The organism is Polynucleobacter sp. UB-Siik-W21, assembly GCF_018687415.1.
Classification (GTDB): Bacteria; Pseudomonadota; Gammaproteobacteria; order Burkholderiales; family Burkholderiaceae; genus Polynucleobacter.
Map to the genome: position 1 here is coordinate 1,915,041 of NZ_CP061289.1, position 16,368 is coordinate 1,931,408.

The following is a 16,368-nucleotide window of genomic DNA, read 5'->3' on the forward strand; positions in this document are numbered from 1 at the left end:
GAGGCTAATAAATGCCTAGGCTGATGATCAAAATTCCAGCCAAAAATCCTCCAGCAAAGAGCAAAGCCCCAGCTATCAGGCGGTGAGTACGTCTTTCTTCAAGCAAAAGGGCTTTTAAGACCTCTAATTCGCCATTTTGGTCTTTTGTTTGATGACGGCTTTGAGCCAAACTATCAGCAATTAAACGCGGCAAAGTAGGCAGAATTTTGGCCCAAGTAGGCGCCTCTTCCTTCAGCCCGTCCAGCAAACCGCGCCAACCGAGCTGCTTATCAACCCATTTTTCCAAAATTGGCTTAGCGGTTTTCCAAAGATCCAAATCTGGGTCTAGCTCACGCGCCAACCCTTCTACATTTAAGAGTGTTTTTTGCAACAGGGTCAATTGAGGCTGTATTTCGATCTTAAAGCGACGTGAGGTCTGGAACAAACGCATCAACACAATTCCAAGAGAAATCTCTTTGAGTGGACGATCAAAGTAAGGCTCACAAACAGAACGCACAGCCCCCTCTAATTCTTCAACGCGCGTATTCGCCGGAACCCAACCAGATTCAATATGAAGTTCAGCAACGCGGCGATAGTCACGATTAAAGAACGCCAAAAAGTTCAGCGCTAAATAATTCTTATCCGATTCGCTGAGAGCGCCAACGATTCCAAAATCTAAAGAAATAAATCGGCCAAAAGTTTCTGGCTCCAAACTAATCATGATGTTTCCAGGATGCATATCTGCGTGGAAAAATCCGTACTCAAATACTTGTGTGAAAAATATCTCTACGCCGTCAGCTGCCAACTTCTTAAAATCTACGCCAGCTGCACGCAAGTCTGCAGTGCGTCCAATTGAAATGCCATCCATTTTTTGCATCACAATGACATTGGTGTGACATAGATCCCAATACATCTCTGGAATCATCAACTTCTTAGAATCTGCAAAATAGCGACGCAATTGACTTGCGTTTCCTGCCTCGCGCATCAGATCTAATTCATCATGCAAGTAAGTGTCAAACTCTGCAACGTTCTCAGTTGGCTTCAAACGACGACCATCCTCAGAACTCTTTTCAATGACTTTTGCTAAGTCATACATCAAGGCCAGATCACCTTCAATTACTGGCAAGATACCAGGGCGCAATACTTTGATGGCTACCGTTTTATGAGCCCATTCAGAATGTTTGTCGGTGGCGCGCAACACTCCAAAATGCACTTGTGCAACCGAGGCACTTGCTACCGGGGTCGCATCAAAGCTCATGAATACCTCTTCGATAGGCTGACCAATAGCCTCTTCAATTAAACGACGAGACTCTGCATTAGAAAACGGCGGTACTTGATCTTGTAACTTTGCCAACTCATTGGCAATATCTTCTGGTAACAAGTCACGACGCGTGGAAAGCACTTGTCCAAACTTTACAAAAATCGGACCAAGCGCTTCAAGGGTTAAGCGAATGCGCTCTCCTCTTGGTAATTTAGTACCAGGAGAAGTCCAACAAACGACTGTCAAAAAGCTACGGCCAATTCCTGACTTAAGAACATCGCGCAATAAAGGCAATAAACCATAACGCCAAGCAGTAAAAAAGATAAAACAGAGACGAGCAATTCGACGCACGATTTATTTAGCCTTTTGCTCTATGAGTTGAATACGTTTTTCTAAACGATCTACTGAATCGCGTAAGTCATTTAACTCGGATTTGCGAACCATAAAATCGCGTTTATTTAAAAGGATCTTTCGCTCTTCACTGACATACTCAATCACATTGTCTAATAAGTCACTGGCGGCAGAACGCGTAGCAGAAACAAATTTCTTGCCTTGTCTGACAGCAAAATTTGCAGGCGCATCACCAACTATACGCGCCAGATCTTCCTCATATTCCCAGCGCAACTGGCCCGCTAAACGTCCAATCAATTGAGCCAAATCTGCATCACCAGTAATTTTGACAGCTTTGAAAGCTTGTTCCTTTAAATTGCCAGGGCTAGCCACCAAATCACTCATCGCTTTTGCAGACACCTCTAAGGCAAGTGTAGGGCTTTCCAACTCTCTTAAGACCTCTAAGTGTCCAACAGGATTAATCTCAAAGCACAAGCGCCCAAAAGGAAGTTGAATAAGCACCGTCTTCTCTGCATGCTTTGCTAACTCAGCGCACGCCCATGGCTCTCGCCCCAAGACGTGGTTAATTCCTCGGCAAGCAGCTCCGGCAGCAATCGTATGGGTTGAAGAGGATATTGTGTTCATAAGTGTAAAAAACCCGCACAAGTGCGGGTTTTCCGACGGAAATTACCTAAAGCTTAAACTAACTGGGAGATACCCGCTAGTACCCAACCTCCAGGACCCTCTACTGGCTTGCTTAAATTCCAGATTTCTGAGAAATCACTGGCTGGCGCTCCCTGTTGCTCACGGATCATGCCGCTAAACTGAACGCTGCAGAAGTAATGCGCATCTGCAGTTTCGATTCCCAACAACCGCGCATTAATCGTTACAACATCAGTTTGGTTGGCGCTATCAGTCCGACCCGCTAAGTCCTGCTGAATAGTTGCAAACATTTCAGGGGTAGCGAATTCACGCAATGCAGCAAGGTCCCCTTGATCCCAGGCTTTTTGTAAGGTCACAAAATACTGTTTTGCATTCTCTAAGAAGGCTTGCTGATCAAAGCCTGGTGGCAGCGTGGAATGAAATAGCTCAGGCTCCTGTGAAACGCCAGCAAAAGCATTTGCTACAGGAGTAAAAGCCGGGTCTTGTCTGGGATTTTGATGAAGGCTAGCTCGCTGCATACCAGGGGTAGGTGCATTTGCATTCTGCCCTGCGCCTGACATAGCAGGCAAGAACCTGCGAATCACAAACATGATGACAAAACCAGCCAGCACCGCAATCAACAAACCGGTAATCAAGGAGGATGCTGCCTCACCCAGACCAAAATGCGATAAGAGATAGCCAATACCTAAACCAGCAGCTAACCCACCTAAGAGACCACCCATGCCACCAAAACGACTAGGCGCTGGCGCTTGTGGTGCTGGAGCTGCAGGTTGAGCTTGCTGAGCTTGCTTTTGTGCAGGTTGAGCTTGCTTTTGAATTGGAGCACTGGGAGCTTTACCGATACTTTTGCCGCCACCAAGACGCGCAGCATCAACGTGACCCACTGTTGCGAATATCAAAGTAAAGCTTAATAAAACTGCTTTAAAAAAATGTTTGTTCATTGCTTTTACCCCTTCTAATAACTTCTTCAATACTTGAGTTTTTAAGAGCTTAAAAACTATACAACTATCAGTATTTAATACCAATATGTAAGGCAACGATACCCCCAGTCATTCTATGGGTTTGCACTTCGTCAAAACCAACCCCCAGCATCATCTCTTTGAGGGTATCCGCGTCAGGGTGCATGCGAATAGATTCTGCCAAATAGCGATAGCTTTCTGAATCTTGCGCTATTTTTTCACCCAACCAAGGCAGTACTTTGAATGAATACAGGTCATATACGGGCTGCAGGAAGGCATCTGGCTTGGAAAATTCCAAGACGAGTACACGGCCCCCAGGCTTAATCACGCGACACATTTCGCCAAGTGCAAGCTCTTTATGAGTCATATTGCGCAAACCAAAAGCAACGGTTACCACATCAAAATGGTTATTAGGGAACGGAATTTTTTCCGCATCAAATTGCACACAAGGCAAGGCCATGCCCTGGTCTAACAAACGATCTCGACCGACACCTAACATTGAAGCATTGATATCACTCAACCAAACTTGAGCATCAGGATTACGACCCCAATCCGTCGCCTTGGCAAATGCGCTAGCTAGGTCGCCAGTACCACCAGCAATATCCAGCACTTTTTGGCCAGGACGTACATTAGCACTTGCAATCGTGATCTTTTTCCAAACGCGATGTAGACCGAAAGACATTAAGTCATTCATCACATCGTATTTGCTAGCTACCGAATGGAATACCTCAGCAACCTTACCAGCCTTCTCGGCTTCGTCAACGCTTTGATAGCCAAAGTGGGTTTTACTCATTAGTGACTTCCACAAGAGTGGCCATGTGAGTGTCCTGCCTGCACCATCGGCGCATCACGATCAAGACCTGCAGCAGCCAATTTATCCAAATGCTCTTTCCATACTTGCTCTTGGTTTTCGCACAAGAAATGCAAGTAATCCCAAGAATATAAGCCTGAATCATGTCCATCAGAAAAAGTGGGTTTCAGTGCGTAATGACCGACAGGCTCCAGACTGGCAATCAATACCTCGCGCTTACCCGTTTGCAAAGTCTCTTGACCGGGGCCGTGACCCTGAACTTCTGCCGATGGAGAAAGTACCCTCAATAATTCAAAAGGCAGTCGATATGAAGAGCCATCCTCATAGGAGAGCTCAAGAACCTTGGACTGCTGGTGCACCACAACATTCGTTGGAATCATTAAACCAACACCCTTTCAATACCGCCTTGGTTAGCTTTGGTGACGTAGTCTTGCATCCAATTTTCACCGAGTAATTTTTGCGCCATCTCAACTACGATGTAATCAGCAGTAGTATCACTATCTGCATCAAAGCGGGTTAAGCCTTGCAAGCAAGATGGGCAGCTTGTTAATACTTTAACGTCGCCAGTGAAATCGCCCTGACGCAAATCATTGGCCGCTTTTTCCATTTCAATTTGTTTGCGAAAACGGACTTGAGTAGAAATATCAGGGCGAGTAACCGCTAAGGTTCCAGACTCACCACAGCAACGATCATTTTTCGCAATCGCTCTACCATCTTCTAATTGAATGAGCTCATTCACTGTCTTCAAGGGGTCCTGTAACTTCATGGGAGAGTGGCAAGGATCGTGATACATGTATTTCACGCCTGTTACTCCAGTAAGCCTGACACCCTTCTCGGCTAAAAATTCGTGGATATCAATAATCCGGCAACCAGGGAAGATTTGCTCAAACTGATAGCCCGCTAATTGGTCGTAACAAGTGCCGCAAGATACGACTACCGTCTTGATATCTAAGTAGTTCAAGGTATTAGCCACCCGATGAAATAAGACGCGGTTGTCCGTAATCATCTTATCCGCTTTGTCAAAATCACCATTACCGCGCTGTGGGTAGCCACAGCATAAATAGCCTGGTGGCAACACTGTCTGTACACCAACATTCCAAAGCATTGCTTGAGTTGCTAAACCCACTTGCGAAAATAGACGCTCGGATCCGCAGCCCGGGAAGTAAAAGACCGCCTCAGTATCGGCAGAGGTTGTTTTAGGATCCCGAATAATGGGTACGTAGTTTGCATCTTCAATATCCAATAAAGCACGCGCAGTCTTTTTCGGCAAATTGCCAGGCATCTTCTTATTTACAAAGAAAATAACCTGTTCAGTGATGGTCGGTTTCCCAACAGTTGCAGGAGGATGTGCAGTTTGCTTTTTAGCAAACTTACGCAGAAGATCATTGCCTAAGCGCTGTAACTTATAGCCCCAACCAATCATAGCCGTACGAACTAAATGAATAGTCTCTGGACTGGTGGTATTCAAAAAAAACATCGATGCTGCTGTACCTGGATTAAAACGCTGCTGACCCATTTTACGCATGAGGTTGCGCATATTCATCGTCACATCACCAAAGTCGATCTTGACTGGGCAAGGCGTTAAGCACTTATGACAGACAGTGCAATGCGCTGCGACATCATCAAACATTTCCCAATGCCGAATTGAAACACCGCGACGAGTTTGCTCTTCATATAAGAAGGCTTCAATCAATAATGATGTCGCCAAAATTTTGTCGCGGGGGCTATATAAAAGATTTGCGCGTGGCACGTGGGTCGCGCAAACTGGCTTGCACTTACCACAGCGTAAGCAATCCTTCACGCTATCAGCGATGGCGCCGATATCACTTTGCTGCATGATGATGGACTCATGCCCCATCAAGCCAAAGCTTGGCGTGTAAGCCATGCTCAGGTCGGCATGCGGCATCAGCTTGCCCTTGTTAAATCTGCCTTCAGGGTCTACACGATTCTTATAGCTACGGAAGTCTTTTAATTCTGCTTCTGTCAGGTACTCCAACTTCGTAATACCAATACCATGCTCACCAGAAATCACGCCATCTAAGGAGCGGGCTAACTTCATAATACGATCGACTGCACGATGGGCATCTTGCAGCATCTCGTAGTCATCAGAGTTCACCGGAATATTGGTGTGTACATTACCGTCACCAGCATGCATATGCAATGCTACGAATACGCGCTTACGCAGAATATTTTTATGAATAGCCTCAAGCTCAGCCAATATCGGCTCGAACGCAAGACCGCCAAAAATAATACGTAATTCAGAACGAACTTCCTCTTTCCATGATGCGCGCAAGCTGTAGTTTTGCAGTTGTGGGAAATGGGTATCCATCTGCGTCAGCCAATCAGCCCAACGAGTGCGCACCCTCGCAATTAATTCAAGAGCCTGCTGTACCCGATCACCTAAAATCTCTGCTGTAGGGATTTCATATTCGGCATCACTCTTGCCTAATGGCAAAGCGCTCTTTTTCAAGAACGACTCCAGGCCGTCGAGAACTTGTAACTTGTTTTTAAGGGATAGTTCAATATTGATGCGATCAATCCCATCGGTGTACTCACCCATTCGTGGCAAAGGAATTACCACATCTTCATTGATCTTAAATGCATTGGTATGACGAGCAATGGCGGCTGTCCGAGCACGGTCGAGCCAGAACTTCTTGCGGGCTTCTGCGCTCACTGCAACAAAGCCCTCGCCAACCCGCAGGTTTGCCATGCGCACTACTTCACTAGTGGCTGCTGCGACTGCTCCTTCATCATCGCCAGCAATATCGCCAATCAAGACCATCTTCGGCAAGCTATTACGCTTGGATTTGGTGGAGTAACCCACTGCCCTTAAATATCGATCATCCAAATGCTCCAGGCCAGCCAGAATGGGGCCGCCTTGCTTACTCAAACCATCCAAATAAGCCTTGATCTCGACAATACTTGGAATGGCTTCGCGCGCTTGCCCAAAAAACTCTAAGCAAACAGTACGCATAAATTTTGGCATGCGATGCAATATCCAAGTTGCGCTAGTAATCAAACCGTCGCAACCTTCTTTTTGTACGCCAGGCAAGCCTGATAAAAATTTATCAGTAACGTCTTTACCTAAACCCTCTTTGCGAAAACGCTTGCCTTCTACTTCGAGCAATTCTGTTTTTAGAATTCGCTGACCAGGCTCGCTATTACCATCAGACCAAGTTAACTGAAAGCGCACGGTTGCAACATCATGAATCTTGCCGAGGTTGTGCTCAAGGCGTTCAACATCGAGCCAATTGCCCTCTGGATCCACCATGCGCCAGCTAGCGAGGTTATCTAGAGCAGTGCCCCAAAGAACTGCTTTTTTACCACCGGCATTCATGGCAATGTTGCCGCCAATGCAACTCGCATCAGCAGAAGTAGGATCAACTGCAAACACTAAGCCAGCTTGCTCTGCAGCATCAGCTACACGGCGAGTGACAACACCAGCACCAGTAAAGATAGTTGAGACCTCATGAGCTACACCAGGCAGAGGCTTAGATTTCACGCCGCCGATATCTTGTAATTTCTCAGTATTAATCACTGCAGACATGGCATACAAGGGAATCGCACCACCGGTATAGCCAGTGCCACCTCCACGAGGAATAATCGTGAGACCCAATGCCACGCAGGCTTTCACCAAACCAGGAATCTCCGACTCGTAATCAGGCTTAAGTACTACTAGTGGAAACTCAACACGCCAGTCCGTTGCATCAGTAACATGCGCTGCGCGCGATACGCCATCAAAACAAATATTGTCACTAGCGGTATGGCGGCCTAATTCTTTACGTGCGCGTTTACGAATTTGTTCAACTTCCTTAAATCCGTTTTCAAAATTTTCAATGGCGCGATAAGCAGCGCTTAATAAAATTTCGACTTGTTCTGCAGACTCGCCACTATTGCGCTTTTTAACTTCACCCAAGCGATGCCACAGAGCATCGATTAATTGTTTGCGACGAACCGGGCTATCCAATAAGTCATCCTGCAAAAAGGGGTTGCGTTGAACTACCCAAATATCACCCAGGATTTCAAACAACATGCGGGCAGAGCGGCCAGTACGGCGAACACCACGCAACTCATTGAGAACCCGCCACGACTCCTCACCTAAGAGGCGAATCACAATTTCTCGATCAGAAAAGGAGGTGTAGTTGTAGGGAATTTCGCGAAGACGGGGGGAACCCGCCTCAGCATCCAACAACTGGTTTAAAGCCAATGGTGCGTTCATAGCGACATATTTGATAAATAAGCATTTTAGTTGAGCGAACCTGATAGTGTCAGCAAACGGATAAAGTTGCCCCCCAAATGGATAAACCCTTGCAAATCTAAGGGCTTAGGAGCCATCCGTGGTACGCTCATTGGATGGCAACGAACTATTTAAAGAAAATTTTATCGGCTCGCGTCTATGACGTAGCCAGAGAAACTGAACTTCAGCTCGCCCCCGAACTGACTAAGCGTTTGGGCAACCAGGTCCTTCTCAAAAGAGAGGATAACCAGCCGGTTTTTTCCTTCAAAATCCGTGGCGCCTATAACAAAATGGCCCATTTGCCCCCAGAATCTTTAAAACGCGGTGTGATTGCAGCTTCTGCAGGCAATCATGCTCAAGGCGTAGCCTTATCGGCTGCCAAAATGAAATGTAAGGCTGTCATCGTGATGCCGGTGACGACTCCCAGCGTCAAAATTGATGCCGTTAAAGCGAGAGGTGGTTCTTGGGTCGAGATCATTCTCCAGGGTGAGTCTTACAGCGACGCATTTCAACATGCGGAACTATTAGGCAAAAAACGAGGCTTGACCTTTGTTCATCCATTTGATGACCCAGATGTAATCGCTGGACAAGGCACCATTGCCCACGAAATTTTTACTCAATATGAAAAACCTATCGATGCAGTATTTGTCGCCATTGGTGGTGGCGGCCTCATTTCCGGTATTGGCGAATATATTAAGGCAGTAAGCCCAAAGACTAAAGTCATCGGCGTACAAGCCTCAGATTCTGATGCCATGAATCAATCGCTCAAAGCAAATAAACGGATTGAGATGAAAGATGTTGGCTTATTCTCTGATGGCACTGCTGTCAAATTGGTCGGCAAAGAAACTTTCCGCATCTGTAAAAAAGTGGTTGATGAAATCATCACTGTCGATACCGATGAAATCTGTGCAGCCATTAATGATGTCTTTACCGATACCCGTAGCATCCTTGAGCCTGCTGGCGCCTTAGCCATTGCAGGCATGAAGAAGTATGTTGATAAAAAATGTCTCAAGAAGAAAACTCTCGTAGCCGTTGCTTGCGGAGCCAATATGAATTTTAGCCGTCTCCGCTTTGTAGCAGAGCGTGCAGACGTTGGTGAGTTCCGCGAAGCAGTATTTGCCGTAACGATTCCTGAAGAGCGTGGCTCTTTCAAACGCTTCTGCGAATTACTTGGTAAACGCAATGTGACTGAGTTTAACTATCGGATTGGTGATCAAAGCGAAGCACATATTTTTGTAGGCATCAGCACACAAAAAGCGGGAGATAGCGAAGCCATTGCAAAACATTTTCGTAAAGCGAAGTTTGCAACGATCGACCTCACCCATGATGAGTTAGCAAAATCGCACTTACGTCATATGGTAGGCGGTCACTCTGAACTGGCTAAAGATGAATTGCTCTACCGTTTTGAATTTCCAGAGCGCCCGGGTGCTTTGATGAAGTTCCTAACGAGCATGGCGCCTAACTGGAACATTAGTCTCTTCCACTATCGTAATCATGGTGCTGATTACGGCCGCATTTTGGTAGGCATCCAGGTGCCCAAAAATGAGCAGAAGAAATTCCAAAACTTCTTGGCAACATTGGGTTACCCTCACTGGGATGAAAGTAATAACCCTGCATATCAGCTGTTCCTGAAATGAGATGTAATTCTTAAATGTCATACACGCTCACCGGAAAACTTGTCGTTGCGATCTCATCGCGCGCCCTATTTGATTTTGAAGAAGAAAATCGCATCTTTGAGTCAACCGATGACAGCGCTTATATGAAATTACAACTTGAGCGCCTGAGTGAGGCCGCTCAAAAAGGGGTGGCATTTCCATTAGTTAAAAAACTTCTCGCTTTTAATGAAGAAGGTGGGCAACGGGTTGAGGTAGTGATACTTTCCCGCAATGATCCTGTCAGTGGTCTGCGCGTCTTCCGTTCCGCCGAGCACCATGGTCTACATCTTGAACGTGGCGTATTTACCAGAGGTCGCCCTCCCTACCATTACCTTCGCTCATTACAAGCCAACCTCTTCTTATCGGCCAACGAAGATGATGTAAGGGCGACGATTGATGCAGGTTTCCCAGCTGCACGGGTCTACCCAGAGTCTAGTAAAACTGCTGAGTCTCACCCCAATGAAATTCGGATTGCGTTTGACGGAGATGCAGTCCTGTTCTCAGATGAAGCCGAGCAAGTATTTCAGAAAAAAGGGCTTGAGGCTTTTGTTGATCATGAGAGCAAGAAGGTCGACATTCCATTACCTCCGGGACCCTTCAAACCTTTATTAGAAGCATTGCACAGACTGCAGCGCTCCACTAGCGAAAACGGTATGCGCATTCGTACTGCGCTAGTTACTGCACGCTCTGCCCCAGCACATGAACGCGCTATTCGAACACTGATGGCATGGGGTATTGATGTCGATGAAGCCATGTTCTTGGGTGGCTTATCAAAGAGTGAGTTCTTGCGAGAATTTGAACCCGACTTTTTCTTTGATGATCAAACGGGCCATTGCCAATCAGCTGCATCCGTAGCCCCAACAGGACATGTCGTATCAGGTGTATCGAATAAACCTAAAAGCTAAAAGTAATTAATGGCAACGCTTCCACTTGGACAATCAACGCAATACCCAGATCAATATGATCCGAGTTTGCTCTTTCCCATTCCCAGGGCTGAAAACCGCAAGAAGATCGGACTTAAAGAGGGTCAAGTTTTGCCATTTGTGGGTGTTGATATATGGAACGCATTTGAACTAAGCTGGCTCAATCAAAAAGGAAAGCCACAAATTGCCCTGGCTGAGTTTCAGATTCCCGCAGACTCTCCCAACATGATTGAGTCTAAATCTTTCAAGCTCTATCTCAATAGTCTCAACAACGCCCGCTTTGAAGATGAGAATGAAGTCAAAGAAAAACTCACTGCGGATTTATCAGTAGTGGCTGGCAGCAAGATCACTACTCGCATCAACCCAACTGATATCATTTCCAAAAAAGGAATGCAAGAGATGGGCGGCATCTTGATGGATCGACTAGATATCGAGATTGATCCAAGCTTGCCTGCAGATCCAAGCCTATTAGGTGTTAATGAATCGTTTGGTCCAATTGAACAGTGCTTGGTATCGCACTTACTCAAATCAAACTGCCCTATTACCGGCCAACCGGATTGGGCTAGCGTCCAAATTCGTTATCAAGGACGCCCCATTCTTGAAGAAGGCTTGCTGCGCTACCTGATTGGCTTTAGGCAATTGGGTGAGTTTCATGAGCATTGCGTAGAAACAATCTTTACCGACATCAAACGTCAGTGCAAACCAGAAAAGCTTTCTGTCTACGCCCGCTACACCCGACGCGGGGGCCTAGACATCAACCCATTCCGCACGGATCATAATTCTCCCTGGCCCGAAAATATTCGACACGCAAGACAGTAGGTAAATAAAAACCCCTTGTAGAAAATCCTAGAAGGGGTTTTTTTAATACTACGATATCTACCACATTATTTAATGTTGCCTAAAACGGAATATCATCGTCCATTGCACCGAGGGATGCGGCATTAGACGATGCTGGGGCAGACTGCTCAGCCGGCTTTGAGCGTGCATAGCTTTCACCACCGTCACCACTTCCGCCTACTGGCTTACCACCAAGCATTTGCATAGTTTCTGCAACGATCTCGGTAGAATACTTTTCTTGTCCACTGGCATCAGTCCATTTGCGTGTTCGTAAACGGCCTTCAACATAAACCTGTGAACCTTTTTTGAGGTACTGGCCAGCGATTTCTGCAAGCTTGCCAAAGAATGCAACGCGATGCCATTCTGTGGTTTCTTTCATCTCACCAGTTTGTTTATCTTTGTAGCGATCAGATGTAGCTACTGAAATGTTTGTAACGGCGTCGCCACTTGGCATGTAACGCGTTTCTGGATCACGTCCTACATTACCTACGATGATGACCTTATTTACCGAAGCCATGTTGTCTCCCGAAGAAAAATACCACTGTTATTACTGCTGAAAATGAACTGCTCGCTTTAATTAAATTGATGAAGCTACGGCTATGTCTTTGTGGCTAAACCCTTTGATTCTGTTGCTCTCGCTGGCATTTCACCCATCGACCAGGCAATTATAAGCCAGCCAACTAGCATAGCCGCCCCGACTGCAAAGACCGATACATTGCCAAGGCTATCCATTAAATAACCCCCTAACAACGCACCAGAAAAGAGGCCAATAGATTGTGTGGTGTTGTAAACCCCCAAAGCAGTGCCCTTTGATTCTTTTGCATAACGAGTGACCAATGATGGTTGTAATGCTTCCAAAAGATTGAAGCCTACAAAATAAATCAGCAATGCCACCGTAATGAGAGTCACAGATGCAGCTTGAGTGAAAATGATTTCAGCAATAACCAGCAAAATGATCGCAATTAACAGAACAAGTCGTATGCGCTGTTTTTTCTCACCGTAGACTAAAAGTGGAACCATAAATACAAACGAGAGTAAAACCACTGAGAGATAAATTTGCCAGTGGGCAGTGAGCGGAAATCCTGCTTGCTCTAATAAACGTGGCACCACTAAAAACATAGCTACTTGGGTAGCATTCAATACAAATACACCTACATTTAGTCGCATGAGCTCTGGGCGAAGAAACACAACTTTGAGTGAATCTTGTTGCGCATGAACTTCAGGTCTGTTATTTGGCAATACAAAATAGGCCACTAACATCGCCAAGACACCTAGAATTGCCAACACAAAAAACATCCCACTTAAGCTAATCATGCGATAAAGCGGAGCAGCCACCACTAGCGAAACTGCAAAAGAGAGAGAAATACTGGCGCCGACTAAAGCCATCGCTTGACTGCGCACCTGCTCTCGAGTCAGATCGGCAACCCAAGCAGAAACCGCTGCAGAAATTGCACCGGCGCCCATCACCCCTCTACCGATAGAAATCCATAACAAATCATCTTTGGTTGCGCAAATTAAAGCCCCAGCAACAAACAAGGACAACCCCCATAAAACGACCGCTTTTCGGCCGATTCGATCAGAAAGTCTGCCCAAGGGAATATGGAAGCAGGCCTGAACAATATTGAAAATTCCGAGTGCCAGCCCTATCAAGAAGGCTTGATCACCTCCCGGCAAGTCTTTGGCGTGGATGCTAAAAACGGGCAACAGCAAAAACAGGCCCAGCATACGTAAGCCGAAGATGCCCGCTAAGGCCAGAGTGGAGCGAAGTTCAGAAGAATTCATGGGAAAGAGCTATATTAACAAGTTACGCAAAAAAATCATGAATAACGAAATCAAGATCCGCGGTGCCCGCACCCATAACCTCAAAAATATCAATCTAGACATCCCTAGAGAGAAACTCGTCGTCCTGACTGGCCTATCTGGTTCAGGTAAAAGTTCATTGGCCTTTGACACGCTCTATGCCGAAGGTCAACGTCGCTATGTCGAATCGCTTTCCGCTTATGCGCGTCAATTTTTGCAGTTGATGGAAAAGCCCGACGTTGACACCATCGAAGGTCTATCGCCTGCAATTTCCATTGAACAAAAAGCAACGAGCCATAACCCACGCTCCACTGTGGGTACTGTTACTGAAATTCATGATTATTTGCGTTTGCTATTTGCACGCGCAGGGACGCCACATTGCCCCGATCACGATCTGCCATTAGAAGCGCAAAGCGTCTCTCAAATGGTAGACACGGTGCTCTCTATGCCTGAGGACACAAAGTTGATGATTCTTGCGCCAGTGGTAAGTGAGCGCAAAGGCGAGTTCGTTGATCTCTTCCAAGACCTACAGGCCCAAGGCTTTGTGCGCTTTCGAGTGCGCTCCGGCGGTGGCACAGCAAACGTAGCTAAGGCAGAAATTTTTGAAGTCGATCAATTACCAACCCTCAAAAAGAATGATAAACATTCCATTGAAGTAGTTGTTGATCGCATTAAAGTGCGCCCTGACATTCAACAACGTCTTGCTGAATCTTTTGAGACAGCGCTGCGCCTCGCGGATGGCAAGGCCATGATTGTGGATATGGATACCGGTAAAGAGATGATTTTCTCCAGTAAGTTTGCTTGCCCCGTTTGTTCTTACTCTCTTCAAGAGCTAGAACCGCGCCTCTTCTCATTTAACAATCCAATGGGTGCATGCCCTTCATGCGATGGCCTTGGACATCAATCTTTCTTTGATCCAAAACGTATCGTGGCACATCCTGATTTATCCCTAGCGTCTGGGGCGATTAAAGGCTGGGATCGCCGTAATCAGTTCTACTTCAAATTACTGCAAACTCTTGCCAAGCATGGCGGGTTTGACGTGGAAAAGCCATTTGAATCCCTTAGCAAGAAACAACAAGACCTCATCTTGTTGGGCTCTGGTGACATCACCATTCCTTTTGAATACATTAATGAGCGTGGCAAAAATAGCATTCGCGAGCATGCTTTTGAAGGGATTGTTGCTAACTTTGAACGGCGCTATCGCGAGACAGATTCTGTCACCGTGCGTGAAGAACTATCTCGCTATCAAAATGTGCAAACCTGCCCAGAATGTAACGGCAGTCGTTTACGCAAAGAGGCGCGCTTTGTCAAAGTGGGTGAGAAGAAACAATCTCGCGCTATTTATGAAATTAGCGCTCTCCCGCTAAAAGAAGCAAAGGAATACTTTGAAGCACTTGAACTGAAAGGTGCCAAGAGAGAAATCGCCGATAAGATTGTGAAAGAAATCAGTGCACGTCTGCGTTTCTTAAATGACGTGGGTCTTGATTACCTCTCTTTAGAACGTAGTGCAGACACCCTATCTGGCGGAGAAGCCCAACGTATTCGGCTCGCAAGTCAAATTGGCTCAGGCTTAACGGGCGTAATGTATGTACTCGATGAACCCTCAATTGGTCTACATCAACGCGATAACGATCGCTTGATTGGCACACTCAAGCACTTACGTGACTTAGGTAATAGCGTATTAGTGGTTGAGCATGATGAAGATATGATTCGCGCTTCTGATTGGGTCATCGATATCGGCCCAGGAGCCGGTGTTCATGGCGGCGAAATTGTTGCAGAAGGTACGCCTGCTGAGGTCGAGGCTAATCCTAAATCCCTCACTGGCGCCTATCTTGCTGGTCGTGAAGCGATCGAAGTTCCCCAAAAACGTATTCCGGTAAATGATCGCTTTTTAGAAATCATCGGTGCGCGTGGCAATAACTTGCAATCAGTACACGCCAAAATTCCAGTCGGTTTATTAACCTGCGTCACTGGAGTATCGGGTTCCGGTAAATCTACACTGATTAACGACACCCTGCATCATGCAGTTGCACAACACCTCTATGGCTCTAATGCAGAGCCTGCTGCACATGATGCAATGAAGGGCTTAGAACACTTTGACAAAGTGATTAGTGTTGATCAGTCTCCCATTGGCAGAACACCTCGTTCCAACCCCGCTACCTATACCGGCCTCTTTACGCCCATTCGCGAACTTTTTTCAGGTGTACCTGCCTCACGTGAACGTGGTTATGAAGCCGGTCGCTTCTCCTTTAACGTCAAAGGCGGACGCTGCGATTCCTGCGAAGGCGATGGCGTACTCAAAGTAGAAATGCACTTCTTGCCAGACGTTTATGTACCCTGCGATGTCTGCCATGGCAAACGTTACAACCGTGAAACTTTAGATATTCGCTATAAAGGTAAAAACATTCATGAAGTGCTCTCGATGACGATCGAGCAAGCCCATGAATTCTTTGAGGCCGTTCCAGTAGTCAAGCGCAAACTCAAAACACTGTTAGATGTTGGCTTGGGTTATGTGAAGCTGGGACAAAGCGCTACAACTCTATCTGGCGGCGAAGCCCAGCGCGTGAAATTATCACTTGAGCTTTCTAAGCGGGATACTGGTCGAACACTTTATATCTTGGATGAACCAACCACTGGTTTACATTTCCACGATATTCAACTATTACTCACGGTGATTCAGACACTCAAAAAGCAAGGCAATACGATTGTCATCATTGAGCACAACTTAGATGTGATCAAGACTGCTGACTGGATTATTGACTTAGGACCAAAAGGTGGTGCAGGTGGTGGTCAGATCATTGCCACGGGAACGCCGGAGGATGTGGCAAGAAATGAAGCCAGCTTTACCGGTCACTACTTGGCACCATTACTCACTCGCAAACCCGTCGCAACTAAGAAAAAGAAATAGTCAAT

At 46.3% G+C, this 16,368-nt stretch carries 12 protein-coding genes; 4 read left to right on the plus strand and 8 right to left on the minus strand.

The window, feature by feature from the left end:
* Positions 1 to 4: 4 nt before the first annotated feature.
* The 6 genes from ubiB to C2756_RS09945 all read right to left on the minus strand — a co-directional run bounded on the left by ubiB (position 5) and on the right by C2756_RS09945 (position 8,222).
* Positions 5 to 1,591, minus strand: a complete 1,587-nt coding sequence (gene ubiB / locus C2756_RS09920; RefSeq protein WP_215319063.1) for a ubiquinone biosynthesis regulatory protein kinase UbiB — start codon at positions 1,589 to 1,591, stop codon at positions 5 to 7.
* A 3-nt stretch (positions 1,592 to 1,594) separates the two neighbouring features.
* A complete protein-coding gene (locus tag C2756_RS09925) occupies positions 1,595 to 2,215 on the minus strand; it encodes an SCP2 domain-containing protein (RefSeq protein ID WP_215319065.1) in 621 nt (206 codons plus the stop codon).
* Positions 2,216 to 2,268: 53 nt separating this feature from the next.
* Positions 2,269 to 3,174: a Tim44 domain-containing protein gene (locus C2756_RS09930; protein WP_215319066.1), complete on the minus strand. Its 906-nt coding sequence runs from the start codon at positions 3,172 to 3,174 to the stop codon at positions 2,269 to 2,271.
* A 67-nt stretch (positions 3,175 to 3,241) separates the two neighbouring features.
* Entirely contained in the window at positions 3,242 to 3,985 is a 744-nt protein-coding gene (ubiE, locus tag C2756_RS09935) for a bifunctional demethylmenaquinone methyltransferase/2-methoxy-6-polyprenyl-1,4-benzoquinol methylase UbiE (RefSeq protein ID WP_215295886.1), read from the minus strand.
* Positions 3,985 to 4,383, minus strand: coding sequence for a gamma-butyrobetaine hydroxylase-like domain-containing protein (locus tag C2756_RS09940; protein ID WP_215319068.1), 399 nt, complete (start codon positions 4,381 to 4,383; stop codon positions 3,985 to 3,987). Before C2756_RS09940 ends, ubiE begins: the two co-directional genes overlap by 1 nt.
* A complete protein-coding gene (locus C2756_RS09945) occupies positions 4,383 to 8,222 on the minus strand; it encodes an FAD/FMN-binding oxidoreductase (RefSeq protein ID WP_215319070.1) in 3,840 nt (1,279 codons plus the stop codon). Before C2756_RS09945 ends, C2756_RS09940 begins: the two co-directional genes overlap by 1 nt.
* Before the next feature lie 134 nt (positions 8,223 to 8,356).
* Between C2756_RS09945 and ilvA the strand changes: the two genes are divergently transcribed.
* Genes ilvA through queF form a run of 3 tightly spaced genes read left to right on the plus strand, consistent with a single transcriptional unit; the run spans position 8,357 to position 11,637 of the window.
* Positions 8,357 to 9,877 carry a threonine ammonia-lyase, biosynthetic gene (ilvA, locus tag C2756_RS09950; RefSeq protein WP_215319072.1) on the plus strand — a complete coding sequence of 507 codons (1,521 nt, stop codon included), beginning with the start codon at positions 8,357 to 8,359 and terminating at the stop codon, positions 9,875 to 9,877.
* 14 nt (positions 9,878 to 9,891) lie between these two features.
* Entirely contained in the window at positions 9,892 to 10,800 is a 909-nt protein-coding gene (locus C2756_RS09955) for a 5'-nucleotidase (RefSeq protein WP_215319078.1), read from the plus strand.
* 9 nt (positions 10,801 to 10,809) lie between these two features.
* Positions 10,810 to 11,637 (plus strand): NADPH-dependent 7-cyano-7-deazaguanine reductase QueF, encoded by an 828-nt coding sequence (gene queF / locus C2756_RS09960; protein ID WP_215319080.1) that lies wholly within the window; start codon positions 10,810 to 10,812, stop codon positions 11,635 to 11,637.
* Positions 11,638 to 11,716: 79 nt separating this feature from the next.
* Here queF and ssb read toward each other — a convergent pair whose 3' ends face one another.
* Both ssb and C2756_RS09970 read right to left on the minus strand, forming a co-directional pair.
* Positions 11,717 to 12,172, minus strand: a complete 456-nt coding sequence (gene ssb, locus C2756_RS09965; protein WP_215295892.1) for a single-stranded DNA-binding protein — start codon at positions 12,170 to 12,172, stop codon at positions 11,717 to 11,719.
* Between the two features lie 80 nt (positions 12,173 to 12,252).
* Entirely contained in the window at positions 12,253 to 13,437 is a 1,185-nt protein-coding gene (locus tag C2756_RS09970; RefSeq protein WP_215319082.1) for an MFS transporter, read from the minus strand.
* Between the two features lie 37 nt (positions 13,438 to 13,474).
* Here C2756_RS09970 and uvrA point away from each other — a divergent pair, with 37 nt between their 5' ends.
* Positions 13,475 to 16,363, plus strand: coding sequence for an excinuclease ABC subunit UvrA (uvrA, locus tag C2756_RS09975; protein ID WP_215319084.1), 2,889 nt, complete (start codon positions 13,475 to 13,477; stop codon positions 16,361 to 16,363).
* The last annotated feature ends 5 nt before the right edge of the window (positions 16,364 to 16,368 follow it).

Coding starts and splice junctions, on each gene's coding strand:
- ssb (WP_215295892.1), bottom strand. CDS start 12,172: ATGGCTTCGGTAAATAAGGTCATCATCGTAGGTAATGTAGGACGTGAT.
- C2756_RS09970 (WP_215319082.1), bottom strand. CDS start 13,437: ATGAATTCTTCTGAACTTCGCTCCACTCTGGCCTTAGCGGGCATCTTC.
- ubiE (WP_215295886.1), bottom strand. CDS start 3,985: ATGAGTAAAACCCACTTTGGCTATCAAAGCGTTGACGAAGCCGAGAAG.
- C2756_RS09945 (WP_215319070.1), bottom strand. CDS start 8,222: ATGAACGCACCATTGGCTTTAAACCAGTTGTTGGATGCTGAGGCGGGT.
- C2756_RS09955 (WP_215319078.1), top strand. CDS start 9,892: ATGTCATACACGCTCACCGGAAAACTTGTCGTTGCGATCTCATCGCGC.
- ilvA (WP_215319072.1), top strand. CDS start 8,357: ATGGCAACGAACTATTTAAAGAAAATTTTATCGGCTCGCGTCTATGAC.
- C2756_RS09930 (WP_215319066.1), bottom strand. CDS start 3,174: ATGAACAAACATTTTTTTAAAGCAGTTTTATTAAGCTTTACTTTGATA.
- uvrA (WP_215319084.1), top strand. CDS start 13,475: ATGAATAACGAAATCAAGATCCGCGGTGCCCGCACCCATAACCTCAAA.
- C2756_RS09925 (WP_215319065.1), bottom strand. CDS start 2,215: ATGAACACAATATCCTCTTCAACCCATACGATTGCTGCCGGAGCTGCT.
- queF (WP_215319080.1), top strand. CDS start 10,810: ATGGCAACGCTTCCACTTGGACAATCAACGCAATACCCAGATCAATAT.
- C2756_RS09940 (WP_215319068.1), bottom strand. CDS start 4,383: ATGATTCCAACGAATGTTGTGGTGCACCAGCAGTCCAAGGTTCTTGAG.